Raw genomic sequence first — 18915 nt, 5'->3', positions numbered from 1 at the left:
TTCGAGAGGTGAGTTGTGGGACCGCAATGCACGCCCCCGCAGCGTGGCCCGCATTGCCGATTCCTGAACATGGTGGTGGCCCGGAGCGTTCCGGTTCCGGGGTGCGGCGATGCCATCGGCCCAGTCAGATTCTCGACAGCTACCAGAGGTTCGGGCGGAATCCTGAGCTGACCGTTCGTCGATCACACGTCTCTTCGATCGCTGTGTTATCGGCACAAAAGCCAGATGAGCGGCCTGAGTAGACGCTGGGTCAGCTCGATTGGTACTTCTTCACGCTCTTCAGCCATGTATCGAGCACCTCGATCTCCTCGGTGAGCGTGTCGACGGATGGCGGCGTGTAGTTCAACTCCGGGTGGGGATCGTGCCGAGAAGCCCACCCAGAGATCTTGGTGTACGAATCGTCGTATGTTTTAACGTCGTCAGGAGTGACTCGACCTATGACCCTGAGCTTTCCGACACGAACTTCTAGGGCTCGATAATCCACAAGCGGTTCGGCCAGCACCTGGCTGATGATGCGTTCCCAGGTCTGGGACATATGGCCCGCGATCTCCTCGGTGGCTCGCTGGTACTCCTGGTCGGACATGCCGGCCTCGGCGCGTCGCAGCGAAGCGACCTCTTGCCGCAGAGTGTTCACGCGTTGCGCGGCATCCTGCGCCGTCCAGGGGTGCTTGAGGGTGGTGAATCCCGGGCCGATCTTGCGCTTACGTTCGATGCCGCGAGTCGCAAAGGGGACGTCCGCCGCTTCCGCAGTCTTGCGAAGGACCATCGTGAAAGCGATGTCGTGCGTAAAGACGATGACCTGCCGCTCCCCTGCCAGATCGATGATTCGGTTAGCGACGGCCTCGCGTCGCATATGGTCGAGCGAGGAGACAGGGTCGTCGAACACCAACGCTGACTTGCTCGTATCGAAGTGCACTTCGGTCAGGAATCCGGCGAAGCCGAGTGCCGTCTGCTCGCCTTCGGAGAGGACGTCGCCGAGGCGCGCGCCTGCCCGTGCGTTCAAAAAGTCAGCCTTGTGGAGCAGCCCCATCCCTTGGCGCGACCTGGTTGCCTTGAAAGTGACCCGCTCCAGTCCGAGTCGGTCCGTTTCGCGGGTGAATCGGTCTCGGGCTTCTTCGGTCACGTACTTTTTCGTCAACTCGCCCACCTTGTCGGTGATGGAGCGCGTGTTGGTCTCGGAGAACTTGTCAATAAGTACCGTCAACGTGCGCAGTCGGGCGCGCTCCGACTCGATCTGGGTCCTCCCATCGCGCATCGAAATGTGGTCGCGCAGGCGGCTCTCTTCGGTCTGGGCTTGGGCGAGACGTCCGGCGAAATCTGCGGCATCGATCGAGCTGGCGTGGTCGCGGAGACCGTTCGCTCGGGCAGCATGCGCGGTGATCTCCGCGGTGACACTTAAGTCAGCCGGCTGTTCATTGGCGATCATTGCTGCTTGGCGTGCGCGGAAAGCATCGAGCAGCGACTGAACGCGCGCGGCGAAGCCCGGTTCTGACTGCTCAATCGTCGCGATCGCGACCGCCATCGGCTGGCTCTCGACCGGCTGACGGGTGAAAGCCGCGAGGAACATTTCGAGGTCTTTTTTGGCCGTCTCGGCATCCTTGGCGGTCGTATCTGAGACGAACGCATGAAAACGCTTGAGCCGCCCCGCTCCTGCGCCGTCGAGGGACTGCTGACACAAGACGCAGACTGCTCCGTCCTCGGCGTGAGGGAAGTCATGCCCCGGGTACACGACGAGGGAATACTTCTCCGCTGCTTGCCACAGCACTTTCCACACCGGCGACCCGATGCCAGCGAGCGGCTCATCTCCGAAAGTGGTCACAGACGCAGCGTCCGCCGCTTCCTGGGCCACCTTCGCACTCTTACGCAGTTCACTTAGCTTTTGGTGCACCGCGGGACCGAACGAGCGGTTGAGACCGGACAGGTGTTCGGAGACCAGAGCGAACGCATCGGCAGTGCGGTTCAGCTTTTGCTTCTCCTGCACGGGATCAGCAGTCCGAAGCCGAGCCACTTCCTCGACCTGATCGTTCAGCTTCTGATCAATGTCGTGAGGGCAAGATGTAGCCGTAGTGATCTCTTCGTCGCTCGTCTTGGCCGTGAGAGCGCGGAGAAACGCCGCAGCCGAGCCCGAATCGGCGACGACGGGGAGATTTCCAGGCGTGCTCTTCTCAGTCTTCCACCCATCGATAACACGACGCACGCCTGCGGTCATTGTGGATAGGTCGTCAAGAAGCTGAACCGCCGAAGGCCGGTAGGAGATCTCAGCTTCCGAATTGAGGTACGTGTCTCCGCAGTGCTCGTCATAGAGGGCGACGCGCCCGAGAGCGGGATCGGCGGTGGCCCCGAGTGATGAGGTGTGTTCAGTCTCCCCGATGAGGAATGTCACCTCGCCCGACTGCGCACCTGGAGACTCAGCGAAGACATCAGGGAGGATGTCCGCCCGGTGGCGGGCGCGCACCATGGATTGCAGAATACGGGCGTACCCGGACTTCCCGCTGCCGTTGTTCCCGTACACGACAGTCAGTCCCTCAGGTGCGAACGTGAGCTCCTGGTTGTCTGCGAGTCGATTAACGTTTGCCACACCTTTGACGGAGGCGATCCGCACCGGCTCTTCATCGGCGCCCTGCGGGGCGGTGACAGATGCCAGCCAGCCCCCTTCCGGAGCAGCGGGTGGCTTCTCGAACAAACTCCTAGCGATCTCCTCGTACTCGTTCTCACCGATCTCCTCACCGCTCGCGATGCGAGCCAGTGCGCGTTGCTGCCACCAGGGTCGGGTGGCAATCCAATCGAGTACGTCTTCGTATGCGGTCACTCTGTCTCGTTCTGTCGAAGGGTAGTGATTGGCAAGGGTTTACGCGCACTGCTGGTTGCGCCGATATGGCCCGCGGCATCACGACGTGAGACTCCTCGTGGGCCATCCATGAGGTGGTCTCAAGCCTTTGCCGCTGCCATTCGAGCGCACATGTTGAACCCACCTTTGTGAGTCCAAGTTTCTGCACGGGAAGGAAGCCGTGAATTTGATCAATAGTTCCCCCTAAGATCGTTGATCATCCGATGAGACAGATAGGTCAACTGCACCCCTTCCATGGGCCATCAGTAGTTCTCTCTGACGTACTGATAGATCCGGTCGAACAGGTCGCCCTTGATAGGAAGGCCGTAGTTCTTCAGCACTGCGCGCAGCTCCCGGCGGACGGACTTGTCGCCCGAGTCGCTCGTGGTCCACCCGGTGTAGGCAACCTCGTGGACGATCCCATCGATGCGGTCCACGATCTCGGGAACGATCTGATGTAGCCCGGGCGGCGTGTTCTCCTCGACGATCTGAGTCAGAACGCCGCGTTTCGGGTCAGCGATTCGTTCGAGCGCCTCGTCGTCGCCGACTTTGGCTGCCCGGTCGGCAGCTACGACGTCCTGGGCAATCTTTAGGGCCTCCTCGAGGAACGTCAAAGAGTCCTCGACGTTCTCGATCGCCCTGGTCCGAAGCCGCTCGATCCGCTCGGCCAGCGACTTGTACACCGGGCTCTCGTTCTCTACGAGTCGACGCTTGAGCCGCGCCTCGATCGAGTCGAGCACCTGCTGATAAACGTCGACCTTGTCCTCACCCGCCGGGTCAGTCGCTGGCAGACGCAGCTGCTCGGCGATCCGCTTCACCAGTGCAAGACCGGCCGCGTCGAGGGTCACGGTCCTGGACCCCATCGACTTCACAGAGACCTCGTTCATGTGGCCATGGATGAGTTCGGTCGTCTTCGCCCCGAGGCGAGCCCACAAGAACGCCTTGGAGACATCCTTCGGGCGGATCGACTCGTACACCTTCGCGAGCCAAAGGTACTGCTGCTTAAACGGCAGCAGCATGGGGTGCGGATCAAGGAACTCCCACACGGTCTGGAGCGCCATGTATCCCTCCACGAACTCCGTGCGCTGCGCGCCACCGTCAGGAATCCGCTCGTGGGCCTCGGCGAGAGAGCCGAACGAGGAATCGGTGGTGTCGACCCCCGCGAACAGGTGGAGGAGCTTCGTCAGGTCAGTCACGAACTTACCCGCGAGCTTCGATGCGTCCACCACGTTCAGGTCGTCGTCTTCGTCTCTGCCCGCCGTGGGGCCGGCGATCGCCGTACCGATGGCCTTCGCGAGACCGATGTAGTCGACGACGCGGCCGTAGTCCTTACGTTGACCCGTGACCGGGTTCTTCCAAGGCCGGTTCGGGCGTGTGATCGTCTGGAAAAGATTGGCCTCCTTGGCCGGCTTGTCGAGGTAGAGCACGCCCTCGATGGGTGCATTGAAACCGGTCATCCACTTCGCCGTGACCACGACGAACGACATGGGATCGTCGACCTTCTTGAAGCGGCGCTTCAGCGCCTCCTCTTGCTCGGATGTGAGGAGATACTGGCGGTATTCCTTCGGGGTGTCCTTGCTATCGGCCACGTGCATCACCACGCCAACTTCACGGAGCCGCCCGTCAGGCATCGCTGCGCCGCGGCGTTCCAGTTCCGCCTCGATGGCCCGGGCGTAGGCGATGACCAGCTTCTGATTGAACGCGACGACCTGCGCCTTCTGTCCCAGCGGAGCGACGTACGAGAGGAAGTGGTCGACGATGTCCGCGCACACTGCGGCGACACGATCGGGGTTCGACAGGATCGTCTCGATGTGCGAGGCCTTGCCGGACAGGTAAACCTTCTCATCTTCGTCGAGGTTCTCCTCCTCCGCCAGCTCATCGAATGCCTCGTCGAGCGCTTCCTTGTCCAGGGTGAAGCCGATCGACCGGCCCTCGATGATGACGGGCTTCGTGAACCCATCGGCGATGGACTGCTCCGGCGTATACCGCGACATCACGAAGTCCGGGTCGGATGGGTCGCCGAATAGCTTGAAGGTTGAGCGGTCTTTGTTCTTGATCGCGGTGCCCGTCGCACCGAAGAATTTCGCGTTCGGCACCGCCGCGCGCCACGCGTCGCCGAACTTCCCATCCTGGGAACGGTGCGCCTCATCGACGAGGACCACGATGTTCGACCGGTCGTTGAGGTGCCCGGCCTCGGCGAACTTGTGGACCGTGGTGATGATGACACCGGGTTCACCACTGCGCAGCAGTGCGAACAGCTCGCGCCGGTTCTTGGGAACGCTCATGCGCGGCATCCCGGCGGTCTCGAACATCTCCGCCGTCTGACGAACCAGATCCTTGCGGTCGGCGATGACGATGACCGTCGGCGCGCCACCGAAACGTTCTATGACGACGTCATCACGTAGGAGCCGTGCCGCGGCGAACGCCATCAGCTCTGTCTTGCCTGAACCTTGGTGATGCCAGATCAGGCCACCGGGACCGTCAGCAAGAACCTTTGCGTGGATGGCCAGCGCTGCTTCGAACTGCGGGTAGCGCGGGAGGAATTTGATGTCGGTCTCGGAGGCGTCGCGCGCGTGCCGGAACATCACGAGATCCTTGAGGATCGGGAGGACAGTTTCTGGTCGGAGCAGCAGGTGTGCTGCGCGTTCGACGCGGGCAGGCCCGGTGATCGTCTTCGGATCATCTTCGGTCGAGCCCCACGGAGCCCAGATCTCCGAGTCTGGATCCGGGATAGCGCGGATCGGGGCTGTGCGGAACTCGAGACCCTCGGTAGCAACATTGAAGACGTTGGTCGCGAAGAAGTTTGGATATTCCTCTTCGTAGACGTCGTAGATGTCCTTTGCGGCGTTCACCCACGAGACTTGCTGCTTGACCGGCGTCTTGGTCTCGGCCACTACCAGCGGGAAGCCGTTCACGTAGTAGACGACATCCAAGCGCCGCGGTTTTACCGCGCCGGAGATCCTCACTTCGTCTGCCACCGTGTACCGGTTGTTCTCGAGAATTTCGAAGTCGATCAGTCTTCGCGGGACGTGTTCACCGGTGATCGTCGTGAACGCATGATCACCACGGAGCATCACGGTAAGCCGCTCATTCGCCGCGACGAGTCCGTTGTGGGCGTCGAGAACCGCTCGATTGATCTCGTGAAGGACGAGTTCCACCGACTCAGGATCGTCTGCGAGTTCCGAATTCAGCGCAAGCAGAGCATCGCGCGCCCAGTCGTCGATGACGACGTCATGTTCGTCTCGAGGCAACTCGTCGCCAGGCAGACGATCCCAGCCAGCTTCTTCGGCCCATTCGAGCAGAGAGCGCTGGATCGTGGACGACTCAGTCCATGCCATATCAGACGACCTCCTGCAGAAATCGATCATAAGACTGCGGGATCTCGATCTCCCGGTTGAGAAGTGATGCCAGAAACGAGGAGCGGAAGGCCCTGGAGGTGACGAGTTCGGAGTGGAGACTCTCAAGCTTCTCGTCGAATGCCTTCACTACCCCGCCGATCCTGGTTTGCACGTCTTTCGGCGGAATAGAAACCAGAATCTTTGCAAGATTCTCTCCTGAGATCCGTGAGACTTTGGTTCCGGCGGCGTACTGCACCTTTTGCGCTTGGAACTCCGGAGAGACGAAGATGCAAGAAGCAAAAATCGGGTCAAGATCGTGCTTGAAGATGTAGGCGTCGTCATGCACTGCCACCTCGTTATCCCCCAACCAGACGGTGGCGTTCGCGAGATCTTCAGTGTTTTCGCTTGTGCCTGCGATGACGACGTCTCCCGTGCTTGCCAGCCGCATGCGGTTACGGAAAGTCTCCGGGAGATAAGTCCGTGGGCTGGACGTGAATAGGCCGAAGTCTGTATGGAGCTGCCCATAGTGGATGCATCCAAGGCCCGAGCTCACATAGTCCGCTTTAGTGAAGCGCCGGCCTCGCGTGAACTTTCCGACTGAGCTCAGCGGCAACGCATCCCAATCGCCGCTAGCGATAATGAGGCCGCCGATCATTGGTCCCAGTGCTGCACGTCCGCGCTCATGCTCTTGTCTCAGAGCCTCAATCTGTGAATCCACCGCAGCCATGGCGTCAACGATGCGGCGCTGCGTAGATAGGGGTGGGAGAGCGACCTCGATCGTCAGGAAGTCGGATGGCTTCACACGCTCACGGCGACCACCCATACCAGTCGATAAGGCTCGCAACTGTTCCCAAAGCCGCCTCGTTGTGGTGAGAAGTCGGAAGTACTCGGGCAGCACACGCTCGGAACAAGTAAATGTTGGGAACTCAGGTGACGCGTACGCTTTGCCCAGATCATTCGGAGCAACTGTGATGGCTCCCTCGAACGCCTTCAAACGGCTGTAGACGATCTGACTTGGCCGGATACTGTTCAGGGCCTTGTACGAGGTCTCAACGCCGACGATCGCTTCCCGAAACAGCAGGCCTCGACCACGGTTCAGGACCCCGACGATGTCATATGAAGACGCTCCCACGACTGGAACTGTCTCCACATCGAGCGTCACGACCTCATCGAGCCGCACCTGTTTCCACTCATTCATCGATTGCCTCGAACATGCTCAGGTCGATCCCGACCGCCGCAAGGCGCTCGAACATGGTGTGCTCGGTCTCGATACGCTGCTGCCGAGCGTCCGCGTACGCAACGAGCGCCGAGCCAAAATCGGCGATCTCCTCGGCCGCGACCTTGATGTAACGACCGATGTTCAGATCGAAGCCGTTGCCCTTGATCTCATCGAACGGTACGAGGCGGACGTTCGCACCGCCGCCGTCAGGATCTACACCGGACCGGTACGCGTCAATGAGGATCTCGACATCCCTCTCGCTCATGTGGTTCTGATTCGAAGCCTTGTCAAACCTTGCCGATCCATCAACGAAGAGGACGTGGTTCTTTCGATCAGCGGGCTTCTGATCGCGAAAAATCATCAAGCAGGCAGGAATCGTCGTGGAGTAGAAGAGGTTAGGCGGCAATCCGATAACGGCCTCGAGGTTGTCCTGCTCGATGAGGCATTGGCGGATCCGCGCCTCAGCGCCGCCCCGGAACAGGACTCCGTGGGGCATGACGACACCGACGCGGCCCGTGCCGATGTTCATCGACGAGATCATGTGCTGAACGAACGCGTAGTCGCCGCTCTTCGCAGGTGGCACACCGCAGAAGGCACGTGGGTCCGCCGGCCACCGATCCGCACCCCAGTTCGACAGTGAGAACGGCGGATTAGCGATGACCACGTCGAAGGTTCGGACTGATCCCCTGGTGTCCTTGAATGCTGGGGCGCGGAGCGTGTCGCCGCGCTTGATGTCGAAGTCCTCGATCTCGTGCAGGAAGAGGTTCATTCGAGCGATCGAAGCGGTGGTCAGGTTAATCTCCTGCCCGTATAGTCGCAGCGATCGGTGATCTTTGCCCGATTCGCGCAGCTGATTGATCGTTGCGACGAGCATTCCGCCCGATCCACAGGTCGGGTCATAGACGAGTTCGCCGGGCTCGGGCTGAAGGATGCCCACGAGCAAGTTGACGACTGATCGTGGTGTGAAGAACTCTCCTGCCTTCTTCCCTGACTCGTCGGCAAAGTCTTTCAGCAGGTATTCGTAACCAGCGCCGAGCAAGTCATGGGAGACAGTCGTCGGGTCAAGTGGCAGCTCGTTGAACGCCTTGATCAGCCCGACGAGCGCCGACTCCGGAAGCCGCTCCTTATTGCCCCAGGAGGCGTCGCCGAACACGCCGGCGAGCGAGCGGGGATTGGCCTTCTCGATCCGCTGGAACGCCTTGGCTATCTCTGCTCCGAGGTTCTTGACCTTCCCTGTGGCCTCGGACCACAGGGTGCCTGCTGGCATATCGAACCGGTGGTAATCCGCCTCAACCTCGTCGTCCAGGTCGGCACCGAGCTTCTCGAGCGCCTGATTGTGTTCGTAGACCCAGGTGTCGGAGATCCACTTCCAGAACAGCATCGGGAAAACGTAGGTCTTGAAGTCCGCGGGGTCGACTGGCCCGCGCAGCGCGTTCGCTGCCGCCTTGAGCCGGGACTCAAGCTCTAGCTCGGTGATCGTCACAGGTGAGTGCTTCTTTCGTCGTCGTCGTCTCCTTCTCGCCGGAGCCCACTGACAGTCTCCCATCGGCCAACGCGGTGACCTACAAACGGCAATCTCAGAGAACCGAGAAATTCGCTGGGCCCGGGAACAGGCCGGGAACCACGTTCGCCTCCAATTGGTAAGCGGCACCGCCACTGTCCCAATCGCCCGGTGCGGACGTACTGAATCGAGGGTCGCGATTCAGGGCTCATGCCTACTCGTCTCCATCCGCCGAGCATCTGGCGATGAAGTCCTCGAAGAGTTCGAGGTACAAGTACGGTATGACCGCCCTGTACAGAATGGCCGAATCATCTCACGCTGAGAAACGAGCGAGTGCGTCTGAGTCGGTGAGGCAGTTTTCGCCCTGGCCGAGCCAAATGGGACCGTGGTATTCAGCGGCCGTAAGCAAAGAAGTCGCCGCACTCACGATGATTTCGGGTTTTCTGCCGGAGCATTAGCGCTCGGGGCCGTGGTCCTGGTTCTTTCCCGCTCGGGTTTGTTCTCGTTGAGGATCGAGCCGAGGAGGGATTGGTGTAGGGCCTCGTTTTACTGCTTCCCGCGCAGAGACAGGGAAGTCACCGGCTGCGATCGTTGCTGCGTTGTCTGCGGTTGATTCCGACGACGACGTCTCTTCCGTCGTTGTCCTTTCTTCCGAAACCGGCCGTTCGAGCACTGCGACGCTGCCCTCGGATTCGACCTGCTCGACCGCGGTACGAGGCTGCGGCATCCGACGGTGAATCACTTCGAGTTCCCCGCGGGCGGTCATCTCGAGGTCACGCGCCCGGGTCAGATCGCCGGCAGCGCGATGTGCGGCGGCGATCGCCTCCACCGTCTTGATCAGTTGGCGCATCAGCAGCGCGTACGCCGCTGCCTTGCCGAGCTGTGGGCTTGTTTGCATCAAGATCAGGGCCGCACCGCCGGCGGAGACGACGCCCGCCGTTTTCGGTGCGTGCTGATGTGCGGGGATTTGTGAGGATCGCGCGAGTTGTTTTGCAGCATGGGCGAGGGGTCCGGGTGTGGCCTCGACTTGGGAGGACCACGCGGCGAAGACACCGGAGGTTCGTCCGGCTGCGCGTGCCCATTGCGCTCGGTCGGTGGCGGGAATCGAAGTAAGGTATTTGTTCCAGGCCGCGATGTCTCGGGCAGCTCGGTCCAGCAGTTTCGGGTCGAGCATTTTCGCTTCACGCCCGGGTCGTGCAGCAGGACGCTCGCGCTGTGCGCTGCGCCATTCGTCGACGGCCTCCGAAGACGCCGTGGGGGTGTCTTCCCATTCTTTGCGGAGGCGGGGGAGGGTCAAGTCTTTGGCGAGATGACCGCCGCCGTAGAAGATCGGCTTTGAATCGGTTCCGGTTGCTTCGCGGTCGGGCCTGACGGCGACCTTGTAGCCGACTACGACGTCATCACGCCCGGAGGCGAAACGGGGCCGGACGATCAGCCCTTGCCCGCGAAGTCGGCGTACGAATTCCGCTTCGGACTTCGACGATGTCGCGCAGGCGCGGACACGTCGTGCGAGGAGATCGCGGTCGAGTTCGGTCTTCCCGTTGCGTACTGCGCGCGCATTTTCGGCTCGGTGGTATCCGCGTTCGCCGGTCTTGCTCTGGCGGGACTTGATGACAGCGAGGCCGTGTTCGCGTTCGATGCGAGCAGCCGCGACGCTGGCTCGTTTCCAGTCGCGGTAGAGGTTGACTTTGGTGCCGTCTTCGCGCACGGCGGATGCGGCGATGTGGATGTGGTCGTTGCCTTTCGCGGACACTCCGTGGCGGACGGCGACCCATCTGGCGGGGCTGCGGCCGGAGGTGTCGGTGAAACCCATTTCGTCCATGAACTCGGTGGCGATCTTGTTCCACTGCTCGTCTGTCAGCTCGCCTTCGTCGGCTTTGAGCGAGAGCGAGCAATGCCAGACATTTCCGTCGCGGTAGGGGTCGATCGGATCGCGGACCTTCTTGCCGTGACTGTCGCGAACGTCTTGGCCGGATTCATCACGAAGGTAGTTCGGGATCTTGATTTCGGTGCCGAACACTTTGCGGGGCTGGTCGATCTGCTTGCCGATCGCGAGAGCGTCGACGCCGCTGAGTTCATTGTCGTCGTGCCACGCCATGATCGCGTAGTCGCCGGCCACCAGATGGGGGTCGGTGTGCTCGTTGCTCTTGCCCGGACCGGCGAGGTACGACATCAGTCCGGTGACTTTGGCGCCGCGGGAAATCTTGACGATCACGGCGCGGACATCTCGTCGAGGGTGCCGTGAATCCGGTCCGCCAAACGCCGCACGCTGACCAGTGCGCCGTTCAGTTCGGCGGGGATGTCTCCGGTTGCGTTGGTGGCTTTCGCCATCTGGTTGATGTTGATAGAAATTGCCGACAACAACCGGAACGCGGAGAACAACTCCGCAGCCAGATCGCGCCGATCAGTAGCAGTTTCACCGGAGTCGGACAGGGCGGACTCGACCATCAGCCGCGCCACGGTGATGCGCGCTTCCTGCGCACGGCGCAGCAATTCGGACTCCTCCTCTGGAGTCACCTTCACCACGTGCCGGCCAGCTCGACCGCCCGGCACATTCTCCCGGCGTTCACGACGGAACCGGCGGGGTCGACCGACCTCGTCTTCACTCATGTCCGTCGTGCCTCTCTTCGGCCCAGCGCAGCGCCCCCACCACGTGGGGCTACACGCCAGTGTCTCAGGTCCAGAGCGCAGCGGCAAGACCTGACTCAACTTAGGGCACCTAAGTTACTATCTTGCTCTGCCGGGGCCTAGATTTCGGGGTCACTTCCGTCCTGAGTCTCGTCCCCGAAATCTCAAAAGCGCCAGGACGAGCCTGCGAGTTCCTCCGGTCACGAATTCGTCCCCATTTGGGGGCTGGTCCCGATTGTGGGTGCCTGAGACATAGCGGAGCGGAGGGAGAAATCTCGGGCATCCACATGAGGATCGGAGCAGTCCCGAGCTGTGGGCGAATCTCGCAGAAGAGAAGATGCGCCGCGCGGAGCGCGTCGATACGCAGTTCGGGTGGTTGATGTTGCCCACAGGTGGGCACCGGGGTCCTCGGCATTGGGCACACACCAGATTCCTTCGCTCCGCGTCTGGTGTGCACACAACGCCGCCCCGGACACCCACCCGTGGACAACGGGCCGGGTGTCCGCGAGATGCGCTTAGCGCACGTTCAGTGGTGCACGGACGGGCGAGATTTCTCCTACGATGTAGCGCATGAACACGACACCGAACACACCGGATTTCGACGCACTCGACGCAGCTATCAAGGCGGAAGCCGAGGAGAAGATGAAGATCATCCGTGTGGTGGCGACTGCACACAAGGAGCTGCTCGACACGCGTGAGGAGTTCGCCCGCAAGGATGCCGCCAACGTCGGCAATCTCGACGCAGCATTGACCGAAGCGTTGCGCGTCGGGTTCACAGAAGGCTCGATCAAGCAGTGGCGCGTCGACGCTCCTTCCAAGAAGGGGCCGGCTCGCCGGTCGGCAACGAGAAGGAACACGACGACCAAGCCTGCGAACAAAGTGAAGGACTCCATTCCGGCGAAGGAATCGGCATCGGAACAGAGTGCGTAACCCGGCACTGGTCTCGAACCAGAGCACGACCGCCCGCACTTGGTCGCCGCGACGGCGGCGATATTTGCCACGCAAAGCGACGATCTTCCGCTTTTCCACGACTGCCGTGTTCGCGATCACGATCGCCGCGATTGCATTCGCTGTCGATGTACCCAATGTCAGTTCGATCACGGCGGCCGTGGCGTTCGTTCTCTTCACGATCATTTTTGCTGTGCTGGACCGCAGCTACAGACACGGCAAAAAACGTGTCAATCGTGCCGAGTTCGTTCGAATTGGTCGATGGATATCGGCGACCCTGCGCCGTTCGGTTTTGTGGCTGGGGTTCGTTGTTCCTCGTCCGAACTCCTCGCGCTCGGTCGCATTTCGGATCGTGGTGTGGGTGCTCGTTGTCCCAACGCTCCTCGGCATTTTCGTTTATCTCTTCCTCGCCTACGGCATCCACACCGATGCACGGTGGCCGGTCACATCTCCGGATGAAGTTGCGGCCAATGAAGCTCGGAGAGCGAGCATCGTTCGCGGCGGCGTTTACACGGCACTAACCGCCGCGTTTCTCACCGCCGGGCTTGCGGAGGAAGTTGTTTTCCGTTCGGTCGTGCTTGCCGAGCAACGCCGCGCATCGAGCACTTGGATCTCGGTGTCGGTGGTTGCTGCTCTCGCCTTGACTGCGTTCGTACTCAGCCATCTCGAATTCGGACAGGGCAACCTCGTCACCGCTTTGGTCATGGGTGTCGTGTGCACAGCGATAGCGCTGTACACACGTTCGCTGTGGCCGGCGATTGTCGTACACGGGGTGTACGACGCAATCATCATGGTCGATATGGCGCTGTCCGTCTGATGTAGACGGACCCACGAAAAAGGATGTCAGTTGTGACCGATCAGAACTCGAACGCCGATCCCCGCTCTGCTGTGGAGTCGGAGCTGTATCAGAGCACGAAGCATCTACGCGTAATCACCGATGCGGATCTTGCCGCGGTTGTCGAAGGTTTGACTGGCGAAGTCGTTGATCGCGATCGGATCGATTTCGCTTTTCCCCCGCCGGGAACCACGGATCACTTGTTCGATTGATCTTCGGCGCGCCGCATTGCACGGGTGGCGCGCTGGGGAGCTGGCGCAGCGGTTGTTCGGGCTCGATGCCCGAACAACTGCCACCGCATACGGGAGCGGCCCCGACTTCTTCGCGAAGTCGGGGCCGCTGCCGTTTTTCAGCTGTCGAGGCTGTCGACGCCGAAGGATCGCGCTGCCTCGGCGCTGATCGCGTGCAGTTGTGTGGTGACTGCGGCGGGCGAGACTGCGTGCTCGAGTGCGAAGTCGAGCAGGTTGCGCAGTGGGGTGTCATGTTCGCCGTTGCCGTCGATGACGGCGGCTTGGGCGGCCTCGAGTGCGATGCCGGTGCTGGGTCCGTCGCCGCTGATGTATGAGCAGTACGCCGCGACGGTGAGAATCTGGATGCGAGCGTTGCCGCGTACCTGGCGGGCGATTGTCGCGAACGCGTGGGCGGCGGCGTGCTCGTTTCCGTTGGCGGTGAACATCAGGGCATCGCGTGCGGTGGGGCTGATGGTGGCGCACAGTCCGACACGGGCGGCCAGCTCGGCGTCCGGGTTACCGCGTGTGCGGATGAGTGTCGCGAGTTCGGTGACGGCGTGGCGAACGAAGTCCGGTCCCTGCGCGTGCAGCGCTGCGTGTGCGGGTGCGGTGTCCGCTTCGACGGTGACGGCGTAGCGGGCGGCGATGTCCTCGCGTGAGGCTGCGGTGGTGCGACCTTGTTCGACGGCGTTGTGAATGCTCAGCGTTGAGGCGTTCGGGTCTTCGGTGAGTCCGGTCGCGTAAGTGTCGAGGTCGGTCCACAACGCTCCGGCTTCGAGCGCGGTGACGTGCAGGGCGAGCATGTCGTGGATTCCGGCGTCACGGAATCCCTGGCGCAGGATCGCGATCTGGTCGAGCGCGATGACTGCGGCGGCGTCTTCGGCGACGGCAACGCAGATCGTGGCGGTGGTGTCGGCGCGTGCGGCAGCTTCGAGGTACGGGGCCGGATCGAATTCGGCGCCCTCGCCTGCGGCGGCGTCGGTCCGCGCGACAAGGGCAATCTGTTTGGTGGTTCGGCCGTCGACGATTTCGTCTTTGAGCATGATCACGATGACCGATGCGGTCGGGATGAATCCGAGCATGGTGGGGATGGAGGCAAGTACCTCGGTGGCGGTGTTCAAACGGATGCGCTGCATGTCGTTCCCCTCGCTGATGAAAGTGACCGGGCCGGGTGCCCCGCCAATTTTTTTCGCCTGCTGGCAAAGGAGAATCGCGTCGGCATGAGGGGGCCGGAGTGCCACCCCTGGGCCGAGAAAATTTCGGCGGGAGCTTGCGAGTGACGAAAATTTCTCGGAGCCATCGGCCGGCGCTTGCGCCGCCAGGGGTTGCGCGCAGGTCACCGCCGACGAGAATCGGAAGGCCAGAAGGAGAACAAAAAGATGCTCTTCATCAGGACGCAGCGAAGCGGAGTTCATTTCGGGGGACACCGAAGGTGGCCGGCCGCCGGGCAGGCGACAACGTAACTGCGGCGATACGCTCGCAGGGTCGGAGTCGAGAACACTGTTTTAGGGGGATCGCGTGAGCTTGAAGGCACGAAAGCTGCTCTGGGCTACGACTGTCGCAATCTTTCTGGTGGCGGCTGTGTTGTCCTATTTCAGTTCGGGACTCGGTTCTGCCGCTTTATGGGTGACGGTGGGCCTTGCACTCGGTGCGTCCGGTTTCGCGGATTTGAAGGTGCAGGCTCGCCGCTAGTAGCGGCGAATGTCCTGGGTGTCACGCTGGTGCCGGGAGCGTGCAGTCACGGCACTCCCACTGACCACCGACGCGGGTACAGGTGCGGCGTTGCTCGCACAGCCAGCACCGTTGATTGCGTCGGGTCAACAACTGCGCTGCGGTCGCGGCGGGCCGTTGGTGCTCGGTGGTCTCGGCGCGCTCGCGCTCGGATACGGGCCTGATCATGTCGCCGAAGATGCGGCGGCACTGCGAGCAGATTTCTCCGTCCTCGGCCACGATGTTCGAGCATCCCGCGAGAACGCATCCGGTGAACATCTGCGGATCCACTTCCGTCACTCCTGCCCTCCGGGCGTTCACCACCGGAATCGGATTCCGTGTGGTGCGGCGGCGCGCTCGACTCGGCCGTAAACCCGATTCACGCGTGAGGGTGCGATCTGTCCGGCGTCGTAGGCGCGGCGGGTCGCGACGGCGAGCAGGGCGACGGCTTCGCGGGCGGTCACTCCGTGCGCGAGGGTGAGCCACCCGATTTCCGCTTGCGTCCCCAACGCGCTCGTAGCGGCGGTGATCTTCCCGGTCAGTGTCTCGAGGATCTCGGCGGCCGCCAGTCCTGAGGGTGTGATCGCGGGATACGCAGTGTGTCGATGGTGTTGCTGTACATCGTGTCGGCACGCATCTCGTCGGTCGTGGTGCTCATGTCGTTGCCCTTTCGTAGACTTTCGGGTGCGACACCGGGCGGGCTGCCTCCACCCGGTATCGCACCTGTGTTTGTGGGGTGCTGCCGTCTATGCGGCTGCGGTGTCCTCGGCGTCGGCGGCGTCGGGTTCGAGTGCCTCGGCGAGGGTGTGGACAGTCGCCAGGACTGCGCGGGCGGTGTCGGTGATGACCTCGAGGTCTCCGTTTCCCCATCCGGCGATGTAGCCGATGCTGTAATCGGTGGTGTCGAGTCCGAGCAGTCCGGCCAGGACGTAGGCGACGGATTCGGCTTCGACTTCGGCGCGGCCTCGGTGCAGATCGGCGGGGTCGATGTCTCCGCTGGCGTGCATGAGCGCGTGGGCGGCTTCGTGAATCATCGTTTTCGCGGCTTGGGCGTCGCTGATCGTGTCCTCGACGATGATGCGGCGTGATCCGTCGAGGCTGGTTCGGCCGTTCGTTTCTCCGGCGATGTGCTCGCGGGTGACGGTCCATCCCTGTTCGGTCATCACCTGCGCGATGCGGGTGTAGATCGCGGCGGGGTCGTCGCCTTGTAGTCGGGTGGCGATGGTTTCTGCTGCTTGGGCGGGGTGGCCTTCGATCGGGTCGGTTTGGGCGATGTCGAACACGGACAGGATCGGGAACCGTGCTGCGCGGCGGGTGGTTTCCTCGCCGGTCTCGGTGTCGGTTTCGGTGATCTTCTTGGTCGAGTAGCCGAAAATCTTGATCGACTTTTCGCCCTTGCGGACCTGTCGTCCGAGTTCTTGCCACTTGCGGAATCCGGCGACCTGGCTGGCGTCGGGGGCCTGCGAGAAAATCAACATGACGTTGTTGAAGCTGTAGGAGTGGAACGCTGCTGCGGCGGTCAGGTAGGCGGCCCATGCGTCGGTGTCGGTGAGCTGGGCGACTTTCGCGGTGATGCTCTCGTGCAGTGCGGCGGCCTGCTCGCGTCGCGCTGCGCTCTTGTCTGCCGTGGTCTTCGCTGGTGCGCCCATAACTTTTCGGCCTCCGCTGATCCGGTGGCGTCCCCCTGCTCGGTGGCCGCCAATTTTTTTGCCCTGCTGGCAAAGGAGAATCGCGTCGGCATGAGGGGGCCGGAGTGCCACCCCTGGGCCGGGAAAATTTCTCTGCGAGCGTGCGAGTGCGGGTTGAGAAAATTTCTCGGAGCCCTCGGGCCGGCATCGCCGCCAGGGGTTGCGCGCAGGTCACCGCCGACGAGAATCGGAAGGCCAGAAGGACAAACAAATCAACGCTTTTCGCTGGTGCGGAGCGCAGCGGAGCTCATTTCGGAGGACACCGAAGGTGGTCGGCCGCCGGGCAGGCGCCAACACACCGCCGGCAACAGCCAGGCGTTCGCACCTCCCGCTCCGGTGGCTCGCGGGGTGATTGTGCGGGAGCGACGGAGACCGACCAACTTGGTGTCGCGGCAGCGCTGATGTTCTTTGTCGGTGGCCTGTGGCAGATTGTGAGATGTAATGCAGCCGCGCGGTTCGGGATATTGCCTTTGTGCTGGTCCAGCTCATTTTGTGCGAAATCCGCATGCTTCGAGGCGGCGGTTGTTGCTGATTTGCAGGGCCGATTGTGTGTCGGAGCTTCCGTCACCGGCCGTGATGGGGTTAGAGTCTGCGGACGGGCTTGTTAGGCACTTTTGAGCAGGTTCGTTCGTTGTACAACTGAAAACAGGCGGCTCCACGGTGGGCCAACACCTGAGGAACCGCCTGCGTCTTCACCTTCTGGTGATCGGTCGCCTAGAAACGATAACGATCATCTGAAGCATTCCAGCGGCCATCTTGGTGCAGAGCATCAAGGTGGCATTGCTGTTTGTAGCTTCGCAGTACATAGATACTGCGTTGAGCAAGACAATGATCTGAGTCAAAACTCTGATCAGACTACTGTCGGCTCGAGACTCATCTGAGTCTCTTTCTGAGTCCGGGTTCAAGGTCATTCACCTCCCTTCCCTTCACCGTTCCCCAGGATGGGGTCGGCTCAGTTCTGGGTGGATCGCTATCCACGGGCGGAAAGGGCGCGAAAGCGACTCTCCCCTTTTCTCAGTGCTGATTGACCTCTCAGTAGTTGGTTCGAAAACCTTCCGCATTGTTGTCTCTCAGTGCTCAAGACACTACCGCTAGTGGCCGACAGAAACACATAACGCGAGATGTTGTGAGTCACATCGTTGAAATTCCCAGGTAGCCCCAGTTCAGCGCACATATCATTCGGCGCGCCGACGTGTCGCCCGTCACATCATTTTGGGACGTTGCAGCCCCGCATCGTCGATCAGGCAGTTCCGCTTTCACGTTGGTATCCCGCACAAGTTGAGTGGAATGTGGCTGTCATGCCTGTCTCTGAACTTCTCCGCCTGGGTACCACGCGACCGATCATTCGCTGGGGCACCCCTGTCCTTCATGCGCCGGCTCGGCCAGTGACGGATTTCGGCAGCGATCTCCAAGAACTGTTGGCGGACATGTTCGCTACCAACACCGCCGCACACGGCGCAGGACTCGCAGCTCAGCAGATCGGCGCCGACCTCGCGGTGTTCATCTACGACTGCACCGACGAGGTAGGGGCGCAGCGCACGGGCGTCGTCTGCAATCCGGTTGTCGACCTTCCTGAAGGGATAGATAGACAGCTAGTCGAGTACGGCGAAGGCTGTCTTTCCCTTCCCGGCGCCTTTACAGACCTCGCGCGCCCCGATTTCTCTACCTGTCGCGGGCTCGATCAGTTCGGGAACTCGATTGAGATCACTGCTGGGGGCACCCTTGGGCGATGCTTCCAACACGAGACTGACCACATCAACGGCATTGTCTTCGGCGACCGACTTCCGACGCGCAAACGCAAACAGCTCTATCGCGACCACAACGAGGTCTCGGACCAATATGCAGCCGATTGGCCAGCGCGATAGGGCTTCGGGCGGCCAAACCCGGCCCCGTATACGGAGCATTCACTTGAACTAGAAGCGGCACTCAAGAAGCGGGGGACTGTAAGAACAACGGTGTAACTCTGAAAGGAGATACGCCACTATGACTGA

General features: G+C 61.6%; 15 protein-coding genes. 5 read left to right on the top strand and 10 right to left on the bottom strand.

From position 1 onward, the window contains the following. Nucleotides 1-250: 250 nt before the first annotated feature. The 6 genes from ACKAMS_RS28650 to ACKAMS_RS28625 all read right to left on the bottom strand — a co-directional run bounded on the left by ACKAMS_RS28650 (nucleotide 251) and on the right by ACKAMS_RS28625 (nucleotide 11495). Complete coding sequence (locus ACKAMS_RS28650; RefSeq protein ID WP_166813065.1) at nucleotides 251-2809, bottom strand: AAA family ATPase; 2559 nt, start codon at nucleotides 2807-2809, stop codon at nucleotides 251-253. A gap of 281 nt (nucleotides 2810-3090) precedes the next feature. Continuing rightward, a complete protein-coding gene (locus ACKAMS_RS28645) occupies nucleotides 3091-6165 on the bottom strand; it encodes a type I restriction endonuclease subunit R (RefSeq protein ID WP_166813068.1) in 3075 nt (1024 codons plus the stop codon). Nucleotide 6166: 1 nt separating this feature from the next. Next, the gene (locus ACKAMS_RS28640; protein ID WP_166813070.1) at nucleotides 6167-7363 is read right to left on the bottom strand and encodes a restriction endonuclease subunit S; all 1197 of its coding nucleotides are present in this window, start codon (nucleotides 7361-7363) and stop codon (nucleotides 6167-6169) included. Then, on the bottom strand, nucleotides 7356-8867 hold the full coding sequence (locus tag ACKAMS_RS28635; protein WP_206029855.1) for a class I SAM-dependent DNA methyltransferase: 1512 nt from the start codon (nucleotides 8865-8867) through the stop codon (nucleotides 7356-7358). Before ACKAMS_RS28635 ends, ACKAMS_RS28640 begins: the two co-directional genes overlap by 8 nt. Nucleotides 8868-9339: 472 nt before the next feature. Further along, the gene (locus ACKAMS_RS28630) at nucleotides 9340-11100 is read right to left on the bottom strand and encodes a relaxase/mobilization nuclease domain-containing protein (RefSeq protein ID WP_166813074.1); all 1761 of its coding nucleotides are present in this window, start codon (nucleotides 11098-11100) and stop codon (nucleotides 9340-9342) included. Then, nucleotides 11097-11495, bottom strand: coding sequence for a plasmid mobilization protein (locus tag ACKAMS_RS28625; RefSeq protein WP_240952880.1), 399 nt, complete (start codon nucleotides 11493-11495; stop codon nucleotides 11097-11099). The genes ACKAMS_RS28630 and ACKAMS_RS28625 overlap by 4 nt, the downstream gene beginning before the upstream one ends. A gap of 588 nt (nucleotides 11496-12083) precedes the next feature. Here ACKAMS_RS28625 and ACKAMS_RS28620 point away from each other — a divergent pair. The 3 genes from ACKAMS_RS28620 (at nucleotide 12084) to ACKAMS_RS28610 (ending at nucleotide 13508) form a co-directional block, all read left to right on the top strand. Further along, the gene (locus tag ACKAMS_RS28620; protein ID WP_408989915.1) at nucleotides 12084-12443 is read left to right on the top strand and encodes a hypothetical protein; all 360 of its coding nucleotides are present in this window, start codon (nucleotides 12084-12086) and stop codon (nucleotides 12441-12443) included. A 64-nt stretch (nucleotides 12444-12507) separates the two neighbouring features. Next, a complete protein-coding gene (locus tag ACKAMS_RS28615) occupies nucleotides 12508-13278 on the top strand; it encodes a CPBP family intramembrane glutamic endopeptidase (RefSeq protein ID WP_408989914.1) in 771 nt (256 codons plus the stop codon). 32 nt (nucleotides 13279-13310) lie between these two features. Further along, nucleotides 13311-13508, top strand: coding sequence for a hypothetical protein (locus ACKAMS_RS28610; RefSeq protein ID WP_408989913.1), 198 nt, complete (start codon nucleotides 13311-13313; stop codon nucleotides 13506-13508). Between the two features lie 137 nt (nucleotides 13509-13645). Here ACKAMS_RS28610 and ACKAMS_RS28605 read toward each other — a convergent pair whose 3' ends face one another. Beyond that, nucleotides 13646-14662 carry a DUF4192 family protein gene (locus ACKAMS_RS28605; RefSeq protein WP_408989912.1) on the bottom strand — a complete coding sequence of 339 codons (1017 nt, stop codon included), beginning with the start codon at nucleotides 14660-14662 and terminating at the stop codon, nucleotides 13646-13648. A gap of 382 nt (nucleotides 14663-15044) precedes the next feature. On the opposite strand from ACKAMS_RS28605, the gene ACKAMS_RS28600 reads away from it, so the two are divergent. Beyond that, a complete protein-coding gene (locus ACKAMS_RS28600) occupies nucleotides 15045-15218 on the top strand; it encodes a hypothetical protein (protein ID WP_019750023.1) in 174 nt (57 codons plus the stop codon). A gap of 21 nt (nucleotides 15219-15239) precedes the next feature. Here the strand turns inward: ACKAMS_RS28600 and ACKAMS_RS28595 are convergent, their stop codons facing one another. From ACKAMS_RS28595 to ACKAMS_RS28585, 3 genes are all read right to left on the bottom strand, one after another. After that, nucleotides 15240-15536, bottom strand: coding sequence for a hypothetical protein (locus ACKAMS_RS28595; RefSeq protein ID WP_408989911.1), 297 nt, complete (start codon nucleotides 15534-15536; stop codon nucleotides 15240-15242). A 17-nt stretch (nucleotides 15537-15553) separates the two neighbouring features. After that, entirely contained in the window at nucleotides 15554-15745 is a 192-nt protein-coding gene (locus ACKAMS_RS28590) for a hypothetical protein (RefSeq protein ID WP_408989910.1), read from the bottom strand. A gap of 237 nt (nucleotides 15746-15982) precedes the next feature. Beyond that, nucleotides 15983-16885, bottom strand: coding sequence for an ArdC-like ssDNA-binding domain-containing protein (locus ACKAMS_RS28585; protein ID WP_408989909.1), 903 nt, complete (start codon nucleotides 16883-16885; stop codon nucleotides 15983-15985). A gap of 1337 nt (nucleotides 16886-18222) precedes the next feature. Here ACKAMS_RS28585 and def point away from each other — a divergent pair. Next, the gene (gene def / locus ACKAMS_RS28580; RefSeq protein ID WP_408989908.1) at nucleotides 18223-18789 is read left to right on the top strand and encodes a peptide deformylase; all 567 of its coding nucleotides are present in this window, start codon (nucleotides 18223-18225) and stop codon (nucleotides 18787-18789) included. Nucleotides 18790-18915 lie beyond the last annotated feature (126 nt).

The sequence above is a fragment of the Rhodococcus sp. 5A-K4 genome (assembly GCF_046097995.1).
Classification (GTDB): Bacteria; Actinomycetota; Actinomycetes; order Mycobacteriales; family Mycobacteriaceae; genus Rhodococcus_F; species Rhodococcus_F erythropolis.
This window is presented reverse-complemented; position numbering and strand designations above follow the sequence as displayed.